The organism is Wandonia sp. (genome assembly GCF_984588085.1).
Map to the genome: position 1 here is coordinate 42,688 of NZ_CFIGVI010000014.1, position 18,593 is coordinate 61,280.

Below are 18,593 nucleotides of genomic sequence, written 5' to 3' on the forward strand. Positions count from 1 at the left end.
TATATTTCTTTATATTTGATGAATTGTAACAAAAACAAAGTGCTTACGTTATAGTAGTAAATGAGATTGTGGATCACATATATGTTTGTTGCCTTTACCGGCTTTTTATACAGTCAGGAAAGCACACCTCTTTCTGAAGCCGAATACCGCCTTTCAGTAAAGCTGGATGCATTACGTGCTGCAAAAACACCTCAGGATCTTCAAGCCCGCAATACAGAATTGAAAAAAGAGTTGGAAAAAACATTCCAACTAGAGGGTGTAATGGATTATCCTTTTTCAAGACTCACATCGATGGGTACGATCAAGTCTCCGGACAATGCGGTTCGTCTTTTTAACTGGAACATAGAGAATAAAGATTTTACACATGAGTACTTCTGTTACGTTCTATACAACAACCCTCGCAAAAAGCAGGTTGAAGTAACAGAACTAACCGATAACTCGATTATGCTTCCGGCTCGTCCCGATGAAACACTTACGGCAGAAAACTGGTATGGTGCTTTATACTATGCTATCATTCCCAAGAAAAGACGAGGCAAAGTATACTACACCCTTCTCGGATGGGATGGTAATACTGCCAGTTCGAACATCAAATTGATGGACGTACTTTACTTTGCGGGTAGCCGACCTAAGTTGGGGTACAACCTTTTTAAGAATGAAGAAGGCACACATAAACGTTTATTCTTTGAGCATAAAGAACAGGCGGTTATGACCATGCGATACGATCAGCAAAGAAATATGATCGTATATGACCATCTTTCTCCAGAATCGCCTGCACTAAAAGGATTCTATTCATATTACGTACCGGACATGAGCTATGATGCTTACGAGTATGTAAATGACTACTGGATGTATCGTGCAGACATTATTTCAACCAACAAAGAAGACCGCGGGAAGAAAATGACTATTTACACGTTAAACAGTCAAAAAGGTGGTGCTGAAAAACGTGAAGTAAAAACGAAATGGATCAGTCCCACTGATGATGAAGCACCAGTAAGTAATGGAAAACACACTGCTGTACTTCCTGATGGTCAGAATAACGCTAAAGACTCTCGTAAGAAAGTAAAAATTACAAATCAGCAACCGGGAACACCACAACCGGATTATAAGCAACCAAAAAGAAAAAAGAACGCACCTGGTTCTATTCTTCAAAGAGGTCAGTAATCCTCTCTTTTGTCTCTATTAAAAATCATTTCTTTTATTAACATTTTTTGGCTAAAAAAACGCAACATCTCTTACATAGCAAGGGCTAACAGTTAATTCTTTGTTAAAGGATGTTAATAATGAAAATAGGGTGTAATTAAATTCTAATTTTGCGTTATACAATGTACAATTCTAAAGTATCTCCTACTTCACAGGAGGATTCTTAAAGCAACAATGAAAAGCTCTTTTCCGCCCGGAGAGGAGCTTTTTACTTTTGGGTTTGTGCAGGCAGATTTACTCTGTTATTATTTCATCAACGGTTGATAAATTTTGTCTGTTATTCTTGGCTATTCTCAATCAAAGAACTATTTTTGGTGGCATTGAAAAAATAGCTAATAAAATTCGCATAAGATGAGCGTACTGGTAAATAAAGATTCGAAAGTAATTGTACAAGGTTTTACAGGTAGTGAAGGAACATTCCACGCCGGACAGATGATTGAATATGGAACCAACGTTGTTGGTGGTGTAACACCCGGAAAAGGAGGAACAACTCATCTGGATAAGCCTGTTTTTAATACAGTCTCAGATGCGGTTAAAGAAACCGGAGCTAATGTTTCCATTATTTTTGTTCCACCTGCATTTGCCGCTGACGCTATCATGGAAGCTGCTAACGCCGGAATAAAAGTGGTGGTTTGTATCACAGAAGGAATTCCCGTGGCTGACATGGTGAATGCAAAAGAATACCTTCGTGAATATGATGTTACGCTTATCGGTCCCAACTGTCCTGGAGTTATTACTCCGGGTGAAGCAAAAGTTGGTATCATGCCTGGTTTTGTATTCAAGAAAGGTAAAATCGGAATTGTTTCAAAGTCTGGAACACTTACATACGAAGCAGCTGATCAGGTTGTAAAAGCAGGAATGGGAATCACTACTGCAATTGGTATCGGAGGAGACCCGATCATCGGAACAACAACTAAAGAAGCTGTTCAGATGCTAATGGCAGACCCGGAAACAGAAGGAATTATCATGATCGGTGAAATCGGAGGTAATCTGGAAGCTTTAGCTGCTGAATGGATTAAAGAAAACGGAACAAAACCTGTTGTTGGATTTATCGCCGGAGAAACAGCACCAAAAGGACGTACAATGGGGCACGCTGGTGCAATTGTAGGGGGTGAAAATGATACTGCGGAAGCAAAAAAACGCATTATGAAAGAATGTGGTATTCACGTAGTGGATTCACCTGCTCAAATCGGAGCTAAAATGGCCGAAGTACTGGGTGTACATGCTTAAATAATAAAAGTTAAAAAATTAAAAATCCTGCTTTTACCGGCAGGATTTTTTTGTTTCCTCCATTCCGTTTCAGACAGATTACTTCTATATTTACACTACTTAATAAAAGACTATGCGTTTTCCCTGGTTTAACAGTGACATCTTTAAAAGATATAAGGCTAAACAACCTGTTGAGCAATATCTTTCTTCTTATTTTGACGAAAACAAAGGATGGATACACTGTAAAGATCAGGTACGGGTATTAACCACCCTTGTCAACGCTATCCGTCCGGATCAAAAAACAAATCAACATTCCATTCGGCATTTTCTTGATATACTGGAACGAAATCCTGTATACGCAAGGGAGTTAGGCTCTTTTTTATCCAATTTGTTTAACAAACGGAATTTCAAAACCATTCTTACGGATGCAGAAATACTTGAAGACACTCATTTTTTGCGGGAAGTAAAAAGACGTATTATTGCCAAGCTTCTCCCCTATCAACCAAAAGCCGATACACTTGAGTTTATTCTTAATCAGGTTTTCTTTTCTTCAAGTGACCCTTTGTGGATTGATTCAATTCCAGAAGAAGAACTGAATCATCTTTTTGACCTGCTTGGTTTCAATACCATCTTTAGCAGAATATCAGAAAACTCAGCATTTGATCAGTTATTTGAATCAATTGAGTTACTTATCTGGCGAATTAACGGACGGGTAATGGAAACAGAAGTTCTTCGCATGGTTCCTGAATATGATTCACACGAAAGCTCCTTTGTTGCTCTTGAAAATGAACTTACCGAACTCCGAAAAGTCATTTTTTCTTCTCCTGATTTTCAGTTGACCCCGGAAACAATGGCTTTGAAACAGTTTCTGGTTCTTCACAAACAGTGTGAACAGTTTATTGACAAAGCCTTTCAGAACAGTGCCAAGTACGGTATATCAATGAAAGTAAATCAACATTTACTTCGGATTCGTCAGCAGTTAACCCGATTAAAAGTTCTTCTTGACATTCTCACCATTGAAGGGCAAAATGACATGAAGGGAAATACCGTGCGTCTGGCAAAACTCCTGATAGATATCAATTGTCGCAAGAATAATGTCCGACAGTTAATCAATGAAAGTACACAACTCGTTTCATATGAAATAACCCAGCATACCGCCAAAACAGGAGAACATTATATTACATCAGACCGGAAAGAGTATATGGAAATGCTCAAAGCCTCCATGGGAGGTGGTTTAATAGTCGGAATTATGTGTATTATAAAAGTACTGCTGGCTAAAGTTCATGTCAGTGATTTCGGACACGCTTTCCTGTACAGTGCAAATTATGCATTCGGATTCATTGCCATTTATTTATTAGGTTTTACGCTGGCGACCAAACAACCTGCAATGACGGCTGCCGCTTTTATCAATGAATTAAAAAAAGGACTGGATAAAGGAGCTAAATCAAAAACAAAATATGAAGATTTTGCCCGGCTTTTTGCCCGTTTGTTCAGGTCTCAGTTTATTGCCTTTGTCGGCAACGTAATAATAGCATTTCCTGTTGCTTTAGTAGGCGTTTTTTTAATTGATCTGGCTTTCGACTATAACATAGCCACCTCAAAGGCGGATAAACTAATTACTGATCTTAGTCCTCTTCATTCTCTGGCTATCTTTCACGCAGCCATTGCCGGAGTTTTCCTGTTTCTTTCGGGTATCATCTCAGGAAGTATTGCAAATAGAGATCGCTACCTTCAGGTTCCCTACCGTATCAAAGAGCATCCTATCCTTAAACTAAGTCTGGGAAGGAGAAAAACCGAAAAAATCGCACAATTTTATGAGAAAAAATGGGCCGGAATTATGTCTAATCTCTGGTTCGGGGTGTTTATGGGGTCTACTGCCTCTATCGGTGCTTTTATAGGACTGAATCTGGATATCAGGCACATTACATTTGCAAGTGGAAATCTGGCATTGGGATTATACGGAAATGATTTTGAAATTACGTTGTGGATGCTTCTACTCGGTATTCTTGGAATAGGGATCATAGGTCTTATAAACTTTTTGGTAAGTTTCATTCTATCGCTGCTTCTTGCTTTTCGGTCACGAAATATTCCTTTTTCTGAAATACGATTTGTTTTTTCATCCAACTGGCAACATTTTAAAAAGTACCCTACCAGTTTCTTCTTCCCGCTAGAAAACAAGAAAAAACCGGAAGAAACAGAAAAATAAAAAGCGAAGAGAATTTTAATTCATCCCTTCGCTTCTATTACTCGATAAACATTTACGAGGTTATTTCTGAAAAATAGCCTTCTTCAAATGCGAATAAGCTAACGTTATCTCCTCCTGAAAAACATCCCATCGGGAATCATTCTCAGTGTTCTTTTTGAATTTATCCCGGATATCTTCTATTATTTCCTCTAACTGCTCCTTACGCTTTTCAAACTCCCCTGAAGCTTTTGTCTTTGCCTCATCGTAGTAATCTTCAAGAATTTCCAACTGAATTTTAACTTTCTCCAAAGCAGCCAATAGTTCCGGATACCAGTTTACATACAACGGGTGACTTTTGATCTGACTTTCTATTTCCCGTACCTTCGTAATGATCTTGTGTTTCTGCTCACGAAATGCCTCTACAGTTTCGGCTTTTCCTAAAGCTAATTGTACCTGAAGGTCTTCTAATTGAGCTTTGTATTCATTCCACAACTCCTTTGATCCCTCATATTTCTGCTTAAAGTCATTAACGTATGAATTAAAGTCTTTCTTTACCTCTTCATACTTATCTTTGGCATTCATCTTTCCCAGTGCTAACTGAACCTGAAACTCCTCCAATTCCTTCGCTACTTTCCGAAAGCCAGCCGATATTTGCTCAATTACATGCGTATTCTCATCCATTTTATTTCGTTTTTATGTTGTGAAAATAAAAGTACATGCTGAAAATTCAAATGACTTTTGTCAGTTCACAATGAATTAAAAGTAAAGTGATTTTGCCACACGATAAGTATTGGCATGTGCCTCTACGATATGTCTTATTTCTTTACTATACCCTCCTCCCATCGTACAAACAACTGGAATAGAGAGGTCTTTAAATCGTGAAAGAACAAGTTCGTCTCTACGTCTACAACCGGAAATAGACACATTAAGCCGTCCCAGCTTATCGGTTTCAATAATATCTACCCCACACTGATAAAATACAAAATCGGGGTGAAAATCATTTAGAATATCATTCAAATGAAACTCAACTGTCTCCAGATAATCAGTTGTAGAAATACCATCCGGTAATCCCACATCTCTGCTTGATTTTTCTTTCCGTAACGGATAATTATGTTCTCCATGTACACTAAATGTAAACACATTGGATTCCTGTTCAAAAATTGCCGCCGTACCATTTCCCTGATGCACATCCAAATCAACAATTAAAATAGAATTTGCTCTCCCCGTTTTCAACAAATAGTTAGCTGCTACCGCCTGATCATTCAATAAACAGAATCCTTCTCCTCTATCCCGAAAAGCATGATGTGTTCCTCCAGCACTGTTAAACGCAACTCCATCTCTCAACGCATATTCGGTACACAAACGTGTTCCTTCCACAATTCGAAACTCCCGCTCTACCAACTCTCTGGTTACCGGAAATCCGGTTTGTCGTTCTTCTGAACGGGAAAGCGTCAACTCTTGTAATTTTTTAATATACGTATCCGAGTGAATTCCTTCTAGCCATTTACTATCTATCAGATCCGGGGCAAAAAAATCATCTGGATCAGCAGTCCCTTCGTGTTGTAGCTGACGAGGTAACAAATCATATTTTTCCATTGGAAAACGATGTCCCTCTGGTAGCGGATGCACATAAACCGGATGAAAAGCTATTTTAAACACAGAACAAAGATAGTTTCAGTCTCATATTATTTACTCCTCAGGCAATCTTTCACGCGTTTCTGGTGTTTCTGACGATCTTCAGGCGTAGTATTTGGTATGGTGAGCATTTCTTTACAGTGCTGATCAATTTCTTCCATTCTGGCAAAAACAGGATCAAAATCATCCTCGTCTCCCATTTTTTCAATCGCTTTCTGAATAGAGTCATTTTTTCTTACACAGTCACAAAGATCCCACTGTTTCCCATACTTCTTTTCAATTTCTTTCTTAATCTCATTCTTCTCTACTACTTCGGAAACATACGCAGTAGTATCATTTTCTATGCTATCAACAGCCTCTAAGGTAGAATCCCACTCCTCCTCTATTTCCACAATATCATATTGGCTTTCTTCGTTAGTACAAGAAAAGAACAAAAGAATACCTAAAGGAAAAAAAGCGTATTGTAACTTCATGGCAAGAAATTTGTTCTAATATAAAAAGAAATCAGAAAACCGATTAGTATGAAAAAGGTTATTTTCGTTTTGGTTACAGTCTTTTTATTCTCTCTTTCCTCAGGTTTTTCAATTGTCCGGGGACAAGGTGATGACTCATTGTATGTTGCCTACTTTCACAAGGACATAGAAATCGTCGATCCTAATTACAAACGCAATTATAACTACCTCTTACGCAGAGTTAAAAAGGTTTATCCTTATGCTGTATATGCCAAACAATTACTGAATGAGTATGAAGCGGATGTTTCAGGAATTGAAAAAAAGCGAAAGGTCAAAAAATATGGAAAAGAAGCGCATCAGCAACTCATGGACGATTTTGAATATGTAATCCGTAATATGTATGTTTCAGAAGGAAAAGTACTTATGAAGTTGGTTCATCGTGAAACCGGACATACCGTGTTTGATATCATCGCCAAGTACAGAGGGAAATTGAAAGCATCCTGGTACTCAACTATGGGAAAAATGTTTGAGCAAAACCTGAAGGCTACCTATCACCCGGACAAAGAGGACTGGCTCATGGAACGGATCGTAAAAGAAATTGAGCAGGGGAAACACAAACCCGGAGAACTGGATCTACTAACAAAAAAGGAATTTAAAAAAATTAAAAAAGAAGATAAAGAAAAGTCTAAAAAACGGAAACAAGACCTGAAACAAAGGAAGAAAGAAAAAAAGCAACGCGAAAAAGAAGCAGCACAAAAGGAAAAAAATTAATCCTGCACTGACCATTCTTTTATTTCGCTGCGAAGCGACTCAAAATTAATGGATCGTAAAAGCTCAGGTATATTTTCGAAGTATTTTGCGTGAAATCCGTATCCCCCATTTCTCAGTTCATCAATAGCGTCTTCAACAGACCATGACTGGTACATAATCCGATAAGCAGCTACAAATGCTCCTGTACGATCTGCACCATGCTTACAATGTACAAGAACGGGTTTAGGAGATTCCTCAAAAATCCGGAAGGCTTCCAATAAATCCTCCCTGTCTATTCGCCAGGTATTGATTCGTTTCCGTTTTAATACAACGCCGGACGCTCCGGTACCTCTATACCTTCCGTTACCACTTAGATTTCTTAAATTAAGAATCGTTTTCACACCCAGATCGTTTAACTCTGGTACCGCGTGTCCGGAAGGTTGTCCCGATCGATACAGATCGGGACTTACTTTGTATAAATTATCCACTTCAGAAAGTACAACCTGAATAGCATCTTTCTTTCCCGATTCCTGTGCTCTGATCAAAAAACTAAACTGAAATGCAGCAATCAGCAAAAACATTTTCAAAGTCAGACCAGTATAACTATTCTTCATATTCCATTTCTCTTTACGCTTCCGTACTGGTAAAATTATGTATTTTTGGAAGAAAAATATGCGCCAACTTTTTTTCATTAGTCTGATTATTTTCACTCCTCTGGGTATTCTTTCGCAAGGATCTCTGAAACAAAATCTGGAAGTCATTCAAAACGGTTACCTTCTGGTTCAATTGTTTTCCCGTGAAAGCACAACAGAAATTATACGAAAAAATCAGGGTGACGCTGCTGCGCAACGTTACCAGGCAGATTTACTGGAAAAAAATAAAAAACTGGCAAAAGCATTTGGAGAACACTTTACCTTTAGTAAGGTTCTATTCTTCTACTCCAAAGACAAAGAATTTGTAAAAAATAAAGATTTTGATGCTACCACTTTTTACGGATTCAATCACGAAATCGTTAATAAAGATACTATCAATATCACTCAGTTCAGGATTGGAGAGGTATCGCGTGTAATTGCCGACTCGGTTGTACACTACCTTCCGGACGGAGAAACAGAAAAACATCCGAGTTACGTCTTCAGTGCTTTCGTATTACTAGATGATCAGTTCAGACAGTACCGTAAACCCAATTGGTTCTATGTAAGAACACATGCCGGAGCCCCCTTCTTTCAGAAAAAGGAAAACCGTTTGGTGAAAGCGATTAATAGTAAAATGATGCGGAAAGCGAAATAGTCACTTCCCGGGAGTACTGTTAATCGAACAATTTTCTACTTTTACTGTTGTTGTATAACATTAATCGAAGAAGTTACTATGAAGCCTGATTACGATGTCGTTATTATGGGAGGTGGTCTTGCCGGACTTACGCTCTCCCTTCAGTTAAAGCAAGAGAGACCTGAAACACAAATTCTTATACTTGAAAAACGAGGTGAGTCTGCTCCGACTGCTGCACATAAAGTAGGTGAATCTACTGTAGAACTGGGGACATACTATCTTCGCGAAGTTCTTGACTTAAAAGGTTATCTGGATGAAAAACAATTGCCGAAACACGGGCTGCGCTTTTTCTTTTCTCCACGACACAAAGACACTATAGAAAAACGAGTTGAATTGGGTCCGAGAGAACGACTTCCTGTACCCAGCCATCAGCTTGACAGAGGAACACTTGAAAATGAACTTATTCGCCGTTCAAGAGAGAGAGGAAATGAAATTATACTCGGTGCTAAAGTAGAAGATGTTACACTTTCTCCCGATACATTTCACGAAGTTCGTTTTTCGACAGATACGAATAAAGAACAAACCGTTTCTGCAAGATGGGTGGTAGATGCTACCAGTCGCCATGCATTATTGAAACGAAAGCTCGGGTTTGCAAAAGAAATTGATCACAATGTAAATGCAGTATGGTTTCGGGTAGACCGTGAAATTGATGTGACCGACTGGTCGTCAGACGAGAAGTGGCAATCTTTCCTGGAACCCGGGCTACGACGTCTGGGAACCATTCACTTAATGGACAAAGGTTATTGGGTCTGGTTAATTCCGTTGTCCTCAGGGGCTACCTCTGTTGGGATTGTAGCGGACGGAGATCTTCATCCGTTTACTGAGATTAACCGACTAGAACGGGCTATGTCCTGGATGGAAAAGCATGAACCGCTGGCACACCAGATGATCTCTCCCCTGTTGGACCATGTTTTGGACTTTAAAGTTCTTAAACACTATGCCCATAACAGCGGTCGAATCTATTCGGCTGAAAAATGGGCAGTTACAGGAGAGTCGGGAGCATTTCTTGATCCCTTCTATTCTCCCGGAACCGATTTCATCTCCATGAACAATACCTGGTTAACAGACCTGATCACCCGGGATATGAATGGAGAATCAATAGAACTCCACGCCAGCGTATATGAAAAAACGCACCTGGCACTATTCGATAGTTGGATTCCTGTTTACCAAAACAAGTATCAGCTCATGGGATCAACACAGATTATGGTCATTAAAATCTTTTGGGATTGGGCAATCTATTGGGGGATTCCATGTCTGCTCTTTACAAATAAAGGCTATACCAATCTGAGTGTACTAAAGCGCTTGTTTTCCAATGACGAAAGCGCAGGCCGCCGATTCGGAGCACTAAACAATCAAATGCAAAAAGTATTCCTTGAGTGGTTACCGTATGATACCGGCAATTTCACAGAGCGTTATATTGATCCGTTTGATATTCAGTTCCTTCGGGACTTTCACAAGGGAATTGAAGAACAATTTTCTCCTCGCGAATTGATTACGAAAGTTGAAGAGAATCTGGAAAAACTCGAAAAAATTGCCGCCGAAATTTTCCGGTTGATTTCCAATCAGGTGCATGGAACTCCTATGGATATTCCTGTCGATCCCTATACCATGCAACTTTTCCCTGAAGAGAATCATCCCCTCAATACTTCAATTGCTCCGGATAAAGAAATGAACGAACAGGTTCGCGTTATGTGGTTTTATCCGGTAAAAGAAACTGTTAGCTAATGTCTGTACAACAAATTGAACAGAATGTTTCCGAAATTATGGATTTGTTTCGATCGGTTGAATCCGATTGGGAACAATTACCATTGGAATCTATTGTACAAAAGATTGACCAAAATTCGTCGGTATTTACCTCTGTTGCTTATGAAGCTCTATCCAAATTATTAGCACAAAAAGGGATAGAGACCAACGATCTCTCTGAATGGAAAGCTTTTTATGATAACTACGAGAACCAATACTCCTCTCAATTATTAATAGGATTAGGTTGGGCAATCGGTATTTCCGGTTATCCTTCCCCCTCCGATTTTGTCATTCGGTTTCCGAAAGATAAACAACAAAAGATTTGGGATGGAATCGGTTATTTTTATGGACTTTTCCGATCACGGCTCACGATTCGAAGCCGGTCACTTCCAGAATTTGCTTCTGAAAATATCCCTGAAGGGTTTGACGCAGGGATCGGACGTGCATTGTATTATCATGCACGGGGAGACTTTGAAAAACTCACCACACTTTTTTCGGGATTTCCCGAAGAACGTAAAAATGAATTGAGTCAGGGTATAGGAACAGCAACCGTATTTGTGGGGGGAATTAACGATATTGAAATCAAGCATCTCCTACAGATTATTTCTCCTTTTCGCGATACCTTCTCAAAAGGTGTTTTCAATGGGATAGAATCGCGAAAAAATGCAGGAAAAACAACTCCCGAATGCCAAATTCTGGAACAAGAATTGTTATAAGGTATAGCATACTCACAGGAAACTACCCGAAGTTTTCCAGGGTTTATTATTTTTGAAAACCAAAAGTTACATTTTGTAAAGTAAAACAGGTGACACCTTTTTTATCCGGGCTTATTTCGGAAAGCTTAAAATGGGACCTGCTTTTCAGTAAACTTAAAAACGAAATAGATGAAATTAGTTTTCGCTTTCATGATCTGCGTTTCAGCAGTTTGTTCTTTTAACTATGTTCCGGCTCAAAAGCAACAGGAATTGACCAATGAACTCATTTGGAGAGATTATGCTTTTTATGCACGCCGCCGGGTACAGGGTTTCCGTTCCATGAATGATGGAACTCATTTCACACGTCTGCAGCAGGGACGTGCCGGAAATGCTATTCTCAAATCTTCCTTTCTTTCGTTTACTGCTGAACCGGAAGTTTTTGTTCATCCGGATGAGCTGGTTTACAATGAAAAGAAATTAACCGTAGATGATTATCAATTCAATGCAGACGAGACCAAATTGTTAATTGCTACTGATTATGAAAATGTATACAGAAGGAGCTATACGGCCACTTTTTACATCTTTGATCTGGAAACACGCAATATTTCTCCGTTAAGTGAACAATATCCCGTACAAACACTTGCCGAATTTTCTCCTGATGGGAAAAAGATCGCTTTTATTCACGAAAACAATATCTATATAAGAAATCTGGCTGACGGTACCATTACAGCGGTAACAACGGATGGTAGTATCAATCATGTTATCAACGGAACAACAGACTGGGTGTACGAAGAAGAATTTGCCATCACAAAAGCCTATAACTGGTCACCTGACAGTAAAAAAATTGCTTATCTGCGTTTTGACGAAAGCGATGTAAAGGAATTTACAATGACTTATTATTTTGAACTGTATCCGGATCAATACACTTTCAAATACCCAAAGGCAGGAGAAGACAACTCCAAAGTTACCCTACATATTTATGATTCCGAAAAGAATACATCGACTCCCGTCCAGCTGGGAGAGTACGAATACATTCCCCGTATAAGTTACTCACCTTTGGATGACAAATTAATTGCCCTTACATTAAACCGTCACCAGAACCATCTGCAATATCACTTGATTGACGGCTCTACGAATGAGGCAACCATAATTTATGAAGAAAAAGACCGGGCTTATGTTGAGATTGATGATAATTTACTCTTCATGAAAGACGGTAAATCCTTCATTCGCACCTCTGAAATGGATGGATATAATCATATCTACAGAATATATTTTGACGGAAAAATCGAACAAATTACGTCAGGAAAATGGGATGTAATTGAGTTCAAAGGAATAAACAATGATAAAGGAATCATTTATTATACCTCTGCTGAAAACGGAGCCACTCAACAGGATTTATACCAGATTTCGATAAAAAACAAAAAACGAAAGCAACTTTCCAGTCAAAGAGGACACACGGATGCCGAATTCTCAACGGGTATGAAGTATTACGTACAAACCTGGTCTGATGCGAATACTCCTTATGTAGTCTCTTTACATGAAGCTTCCGGAAAGCAAATTACCGTCCTGGAAGATAATTCTGCTTTGGTTGAACGGATGAAAAACTTCCCACTATCTAAAAAAGAATTTTTTACGCTCAAAGGGCACGAAACAGATCTTAATGCATGGATGATTAAACCTGCTGATTTTGACCCGACAAAAAAATATCCCGTATTTGTTCATGTATACGGAGGTCCGGGCAGTAACACTGTAGAGGATACCTGGGGAAGCATGGAATATATGTATCACCAGTTATTGGCTCAAAAAGGATACATTGTTGTATCGGTTGACCCCAGAGGAACGATGTATAGAGGTGCCGATTTCAAAAAATCGACTTATCTCCAGTTGGGAAAACTTGAACTGGAAGATTTCATTGCAGCTGCGAAAGTACTGAAAACGTATGATTACGTAGATGAAAACCGCATAGGTATACAGGGATGGTCCTACGGAGGCTATATGTCTTCTTTGGCCATGACAAAAGGAGCTCCCCATTTTAAAATGGGAATAGCGATTGCTCCCGTTACGAATTGGCGTTACTATGACAATATCTATACGGAACGTTTTATGCGTACTCCACAAGAAAATGCCCATGGATATGACGACAACTCCCCTATTAATTTTACAGAAAAACTGGAAGGGAAGTACTTTTTGATCCATGGTTCGGGAGACGATAATGTCCACATGCAAAATGCAATGGAAATGGTTAATTCGCTTGTAGACTCCAACAAAGACTTTGATTTGTTCATCTATCCAAACAGAAATCACGGTATTTACGGTGGAAATACCCGTCTTCACCTATTTACGATGTTATTAGATTACACCCTTAAGAACTTATAATTATGAATCAGTTACTTCTAATAGGACTAACTCTCCTGATCTCCTTCGGGTCGTATGCACAAGAGCTGACCGAGGAGATAAAATGGTTGTCGTTTGAAGAGGCCATGCTACTAAATGAAAAAGAACCACGACCGATTTTCATTGACATCTACACAGACTGGTGCGGGTGGTGTAAAAAAATGGATGCGACCACTTTCAAAGAGAAAAAAGTGGTCGACTACTTATCCGGTTTTTATTGTGTAAAACTGGATGCAGAACAAAAAGAAGATATTACTTTCTCAGGGAAAACATATAATTATATTCCAAAAGGAAAACGTGGATTTCATCAGGTAGCAGCAATGCTTTTGGATGGTAATATGTCCTACCCCAGTTTTGTCCTGCTGGCTCCCAATCTAAAACGTTTAGAAATCCTGAAAGGATACATGGATAGCAGTAAGTTAATCAGCAGACTAAAAGTTCATAAATAATAGGAAGTAAGACTGATTTTTATCCGACAAAAATTTCATTAATCCATTAAGATACAATGTGTTTTACAATTGTACTTAAAGCGTTTCTATTGCTTTTGTTTTCTTTCCCTAAAAATTTGCGGAAAGCGTGCACCAGAATACGATTTTTCTTGTTAAATTAGTCGCTCGATAAGAAAAAGTTCAATTATTTTTTTATAAAACAAATGAGTGAAATAGCCAAAATAGAGTTAGAAGGTCAAGTCCACGAGCTACCTGTTGTTGTAGGTTCTGAAAATGAAAAAGCGATAGATATTTCGGCCCTTCGTGCTAAAACGGGATACATAACCCTTGATTTCGGATACAAAAACACCGGTAGTACCAAAAGTGCCATTACTTACCTTGATGGTGAGAACGGAGTACTGCGGTATCGTGGATACCCAATTGAGCAATTAGCTGAAAAAGCTTCATTCCTTGAAGTTGCTTATCTGCTTATTTATGGTGAACTTCCTACAAAAGCACAGTTGGACAATTTCCAAAGCTCTATTACCAAGCATACGCTTGTTCACGAAGATATGAAACAATTCTTCGAAGCGTATCCTGCAAAGGCGCATCCTATGGGAGTTCTTGCTTCTATGGTTTGTTCACTTTCAACATTTTACCCGGAATCACTGAATCCGAATCGTTCGGAAGCTGAGTTTGATCTTACTATTCACCGTCTGTTGGCAAAATTGCCGACACTTGCGGCATGGTCTTATAAAAATGCAATGCGTCATCCTTTCATGTACCCTAAAAACAATATGGAGTACTGTGAAAACTTCTTGTACATGATGTTTGCGATGCCAACTGAAGAGTATCATATTGATCCGGTTGTTATCAGTGCCTTAAATAAGCTTTTGATTCTTCATGCAGATCATGAGCAAAACTGTTCGGCATCAACTGTGCGTATCGTAGGGTCGTCTCAGGCCAACCTTTATGCTTCTATCTCTGCGGGGATATCTGCACTTTGGGGACCACTTCACGGAGGTGCCAATCAGGCAGTAATTGAAATGCTTGAAAAGATCCACAATGACGGAGGTGATGTTGACAAATGGGTAGCAAAAGCAAAAGATAAAGAAGATCCTTTCCGTTTAATGGGATTCGGACACCGTGTATACAAGAACTTCGACCCACGTGCAACAATTATTAAAAAGGCATGTGATGATGTTCTTGAAAAACTGGGAATCGTTGATCCTATGTTGGATATTGCTAAAAAACTGGAGAAAGTTGCACTTGAGGATGATTACTTCAAATCACGTAACCTGTATCCAAACGTAGACTTCTATTCTGGAATCATTTACCGTGCACTTGGTATTCCAACAGAAATGTTTACAGTAATGTTTGCATTAGGTCGCCTTCCTGGATGGATTGCTCAGTGGAAAGAAATGATCAGCAACGGAGAACCTATCGGACGACCAAGACAGGTATACGTAGGTGCTACAGAGCGTGATTATGTAGATATCGAAAAAAGATAACAGGAATTAATTTCCTTACTTATTAGTTCAAAGCGCAGATTTTATCTGCGCTTTTTTAATTTGTAATATCTCTAATTATACTAAACACCTCAGTTTAAATACAGAAAAACAAACTGTTAACAAATTATTTTTCAATAATTTACTTGTTCCTTTTGCTTTTTCTCTTTTAATTAGCTGAAAACTAACAACTACTGCCTTATGAAACTACCTAAAACATTATTAGTCGCTTTTTTCTTTATTTTATCCCTGAAAAGCTTCTCGCAAAAAGATACACTAGAAAGTGATCTTTTTTATGTCTCCCAAAACCTTGTTGCATGGCACACTATACTTAATGATAACTATCAATTTAATGATACCGCCGATCAGAAGTATAAAAGATTTAAAGAAGATTTAAACCAAGGAGATTTTCTAGATAGTCTTATATTTCTGTTCAAAAGTAAAAATGACTCTATCTCTCCTATCAATTATAATTTTTTAAACAAAAAAAAATTTCTAGTTCTAAACCAGGCCTATTATGAGTTATTAAGAGACACTAGTAAAATAAATACTTTAATAGAAAGAATTCGATCTAGTATTACAAATAACATAAATACATTAGATTCTATTTCTAATAATGATAAAAGAGACTCTATTGAGTTTATCAATCATGATATCCGTTTAAGTCAATTATCACTACGATCCGAATTAAATTATCTATTAAGACTAAGCAAAAATTCACAATTACAAACAGAGAATATTCATCTAAAAGAAGATAGTAAATTCAAAGAATCTCTCAATTTTCAAATTTCCGAAGCTACAGATAATTTTGACTTTTCCTTTTCGGATATAGAGATTCCACAATACAAAATACCTTCTCAAAATGATATGATTGACGCCTTGGCCATTTTTATTGCCAATCGGTTTAAAGAAGAAGTTGCTTTGACATTTATCGATAAATTTCGTAACAATATTGCAACAGATTCTATCTTAAAAATAGTCTTTCCACGAACCTATAAAATGTTAAACTCTATCCAAATATACTCCAATCCTAGTTTTGGAAAAAGTTGGAAAGAAGCATTTGCCTATGATTTAACAACAATACAACAGAATATCAGACAATCTGTCTTAAAAAGCTGTAGTAAAAAACAATCTCGTTGCGATGAAAACCATTCAAAATCGTTGTTTCTTAAGGATCAAATTTGCTATTACGCTACGATTATTGAAATTCTTGACGAAATAAAACAAGGAACCAATTTTTTTGATTTAATAGAGTTAACAATTAAGAACAATGGATTATGTGAAAAAAAAGTATCATATAAACTACTTAAGTTAGTTAACTACTTTAATAACAATCTGCGAACATATAATTCTACACATTATTTTCCAAAGATCTCCGATTGGAATAAAATACAGAATTCATACTTTGGTGAAAAATACATTAATCATTACCTACATTCAGACCTTAAGTCTATTTTAGGTGAAGATTACGATACAACAAGAGTAAAAAAAAGAATTCCTTATATAATAGTAAAATATAACCGTCTAGAACAAGTACTTCGAGAATTAGCAACAAATTCTGACCAAGGAAAAGGAAATGGAGTATCTAATTTATATCAGTATTGGAACGCTATTGAAGATCTTATAAGTGAAATATCTACATTATTTGAAGAAGAGGGAGAGATTGTAAAGTATATAGAAGTGATACATACTGCTATTGAAATCCAAAAATCTATTGAGGCAAAAAACTTCGGATCCATGGTTAATCACTCGTCTCATTTACTTCAATTATTAATAAATCAGTCTAAACCTATTAATAATACAGATTTTGAAATTTTCATACGAAAAAAATATAAAGAAAAGCCAACTAATTATAAAGACTTATATAATGCTTACAAGGCTTTTGATACAATAAATATAAAACGGATAAACAACAAAAAAGAGTATAAGCAGATAAAAAAAGAATATTTCAAAAAAGAATATTTCAATGATATGTTTCAACCACAAAAAAAGTTATTTTTTTTACGCTACCGGGATACTATCATTGCTTATCACAGAGATTCTATTATAATTACTTGTAATAGTGACACAATAGACTTGGATAGTGCCTTTACAAAAATTGATGAAAAAATACAGATTCACGTAAAAGAAAAAGATACTATCTATCCTTTTAATGACACAATAAAACAATCCATCATCCTTAATACACTGATTTCCAAATCAGACAATAATAATAAGGATTTTATTTCCTATTATCTCTACACGAAACTTTTTCAGTATTCAGATCAAGATTCTATATATATTCTTAATAACTCTTCTATTGTGTTAGATCACATTATTAATACCTTAAGTTTTATTGTCGACATATTAACGGTTGAAAACAGTAAAGACCTAAGTAAACTAATTACGTCCAAAGCAGCTCCTGTAAGCTCCTATAAGATTAAACGAAACAATCGTTTTAGTATAGATCTTAACTCATTCCCTCAACTTTATGCTGGGGTGGAAGTAACAAAGAAAAAACTTTTCTTCAAAGAAGAAGTGGATAATAGTTGGGCGGGAGTTACCGGATTTAGCTGTCCAATAGGTGTTAGCTTGTCTTGGGGCACAAAATCAAAATGTAATAGCCCTCTATCCCTTAAACGATCTTCATATATTAAGAAAAATGGTCAATATAAATATCTCAAAGGAAATTCAAACAGCATTCTTTTATCAATCATTGATATAGGGGCTGTAGTTTCATTTCGTATTACGAATGGAGAAGAACCATCTCTTCCCAAAAAGATTGTATTCGAGCAGTTTTTAGCACCTGGAATATACTATATGCACGGAATAAAAAAAACACCACTTGTATTTACAATAGGAACCCAATTCACTCCTAAGCTAAGATCATTTGGAGAAGAAGAGACTGAACTTTTTGGTGCGATTCGTTTTTCGGCGGGAATAGCTTTTGATATTCCTTTGTATAATGTTTATCATTTTACAAAACGACAAAGTAGAATTTACTCTGATTTATGAAAACAGGTTATTTATCCATCTGACAATTATCACCTCATTTCCTGATATTTATCATGTTTTATTCCCCTACGTTG

General features: G+C 37.4%; 15 protein-coding genes. 11 read left to right on the forward strand and 4 right to left on the reverse strand.

All coding sequences use genetic code 11. From position 1 onward, the window contains the following. The first annotated feature begins 60 nt into the window (after nt 1-60). The 3 genes from AC4PL9_RS07795 to AC4PL9_RS07805 all read left to right on the forward strand — a co-directional run bounded on the left by AC4PL9_RS07795 (nt 61) and on the right by AC4PL9_RS07805 (nt 4,615). A complete protein-coding gene (locus AC4PL9_RS07795) occupies nt 61-1,161 on the forward strand; it encodes a hypothetical protein (RefSeq protein ID WP_491604188.1) in 1,101 nt (366 codons plus the stop codon). 390 nt (nt 1,162-1,551) lie between these two features. Further along, entirely contained in the window at nt 1,552-2,430 is an 879-nt protein-coding gene (gene sucD, locus AC4PL9_RS07800) for a succinate--CoA ligase subunit alpha (RefSeq protein WP_491604189.1), read from the forward strand. A gap of 112 nt (nt 2,431-2,542) precedes the next feature. Further along, a complete protein-coding gene (locus AC4PL9_RS07805) occupies nt 2,543-4,615 on the forward strand; it encodes a recombinase (RefSeq protein WP_491604190.1) in 2,073 nt (690 codons plus the stop codon). Between the two features lie 60 nt (nt 4,616-4,675). Here the strand turns inward: AC4PL9_RS07805 and AC4PL9_RS07810 are convergent, their stop codons facing one another. The 3 genes from AC4PL9_RS07810 to AC4PL9_RS07820 all read right to left on the reverse strand — a co-directional run bounded on the left by AC4PL9_RS07810 (nt 4,676) and on the right by AC4PL9_RS07820 (nt 6,702). Continuing rightward, nucleotides 4,676-5,275 (reverse strand): hypothetical protein, encoded by a 600-nt coding sequence (locus tag AC4PL9_RS07810; RefSeq protein ID WP_491604191.1) that lies wholly within the window; start codon nt 5,273-5,275, stop codon nt 4,676-4,678. Between the two features lie 75 nt (nt 5,276-5,350). Further along, nucleotides 5,351-6,253: a histone deacetylase family protein gene (locus AC4PL9_RS07815; protein ID WP_491604192.1), complete on the reverse strand. Its 903-nt coding sequence runs from the start codon at nt 6,251-6,253 to the stop codon at nt 5,351-5,353. 26 nt (nt 6,254-6,279) lie between these two features. After that, nucleotides 6,280-6,702, reverse strand: coding sequence for a hypothetical protein (locus tag AC4PL9_RS07820; protein WP_491604193.1), 423 nt, complete (start codon nt 6,700-6,702; stop codon nt 6,280-6,282). A 48-nt stretch (nt 6,703-6,750) separates the two neighbouring features. On the opposite strand from AC4PL9_RS07820, the gene AC4PL9_RS07825 reads away from it, so the two are divergent. Then, nucleotides 6,751-7,452 carry a DUF4294 domain-containing protein gene (locus AC4PL9_RS07825; protein ID WP_491604194.1) on the forward strand — a complete coding sequence of 234 codons (702 nt, stop codon included), beginning with the start codon at nt 6,751-6,753 and terminating at the stop codon, nt 7,450-7,452. On the opposite strand, the gene AC4PL9_RS07830 is transcribed toward AC4PL9_RS07825, so the two are convergent. After that, on the reverse strand, nt 7,449-8,045 hold the full coding sequence (locus AC4PL9_RS07830; protein WP_491604195.1) for a fused DSP-PTPase phosphatase/NAD kinase-like protein: 597 nt from the start codon (nt 8,043-8,045) through the stop codon (nt 7,449-7,451). The genes AC4PL9_RS07825 and AC4PL9_RS07830 overlap by 4 nt on opposite strands. A 58-nt stretch (nt 8,046-8,103) precedes the next feature. Between AC4PL9_RS07830 and AC4PL9_RS07835 the strand changes: the two genes are divergently transcribed. From AC4PL9_RS07835 to AC4PL9_RS07865, 7 genes are all read left to right on the forward strand, one after another. Further along, nucleotides 8,104-8,718, forward strand: coding sequence for a hypothetical protein (locus AC4PL9_RS07835; RefSeq protein ID WP_491604196.1), 615 nt, complete (start codon nt 8,104-8,106; stop codon nt 8,716-8,718). A gap of 78 nt (nt 8,719-8,796) precedes the next feature. Beyond that, entirely contained in the window at nt 8,797-10,482 is a 1,686-nt protein-coding gene (locus tag AC4PL9_RS07840) for an NAD(P)/FAD-dependent oxidoreductase (protein ID WP_491604197.1), read from the forward strand. Beyond that, on the forward strand, nt 10,482-11,216 hold the full coding sequence (locus tag AC4PL9_RS07845; protein WP_491604198.1) for a DUF1702 family protein: 735 nt from the start codon (nt 10,482-10,484) through the stop codon (nt 11,214-11,216). Before AC4PL9_RS07840 ends, AC4PL9_RS07845 begins: the two co-directional genes overlap by 1 nt. A gap of 168 nt (nt 11,217-11,384) precedes the next feature. Then, nucleotides 11,385-13,571: a S9 family peptidase gene (locus tag AC4PL9_RS07850; RefSeq protein ID WP_491604199.1), complete on the forward strand. Its 2,187-nt coding sequence runs from the start codon at nt 11,385-11,387 to the stop codon at nt 13,569-13,571. A gap of 2 nt (nt 13,572-13,573) precedes the next feature. Continuing rightward, complete coding sequence (locus AC4PL9_RS07855) at nt 13,574-14,038, forward strand: thioredoxin family protein (RefSeq protein ID WP_491604200.1); 465 nt, start codon at nt 13,574-13,576, stop codon at nt 14,036-14,038. Between the two features lie 203 nt (nt 14,039-14,241). After that, nucleotides 14,242-15,528, forward strand: coding sequence for a citrate synthase (locus AC4PL9_RS07860; RefSeq protein ID WP_491604201.1), 1,287 nt, complete (start codon nt 14,242-14,244; stop codon nt 15,526-15,528). Between the two features lie 198 nt (nt 15,529-15,726). After that, nucleotides 15,727-18,519 (forward strand): hypothetical protein, encoded by a 2,793-nt coding sequence (locus tag AC4PL9_RS07865; RefSeq protein WP_491604202.1) that lies wholly within the window; start codon nt 15,727-15,729, stop codon nt 18,517-18,519. The last annotated feature ends 74 nt before the right edge of the window (nt 18,520-18,593 follow it).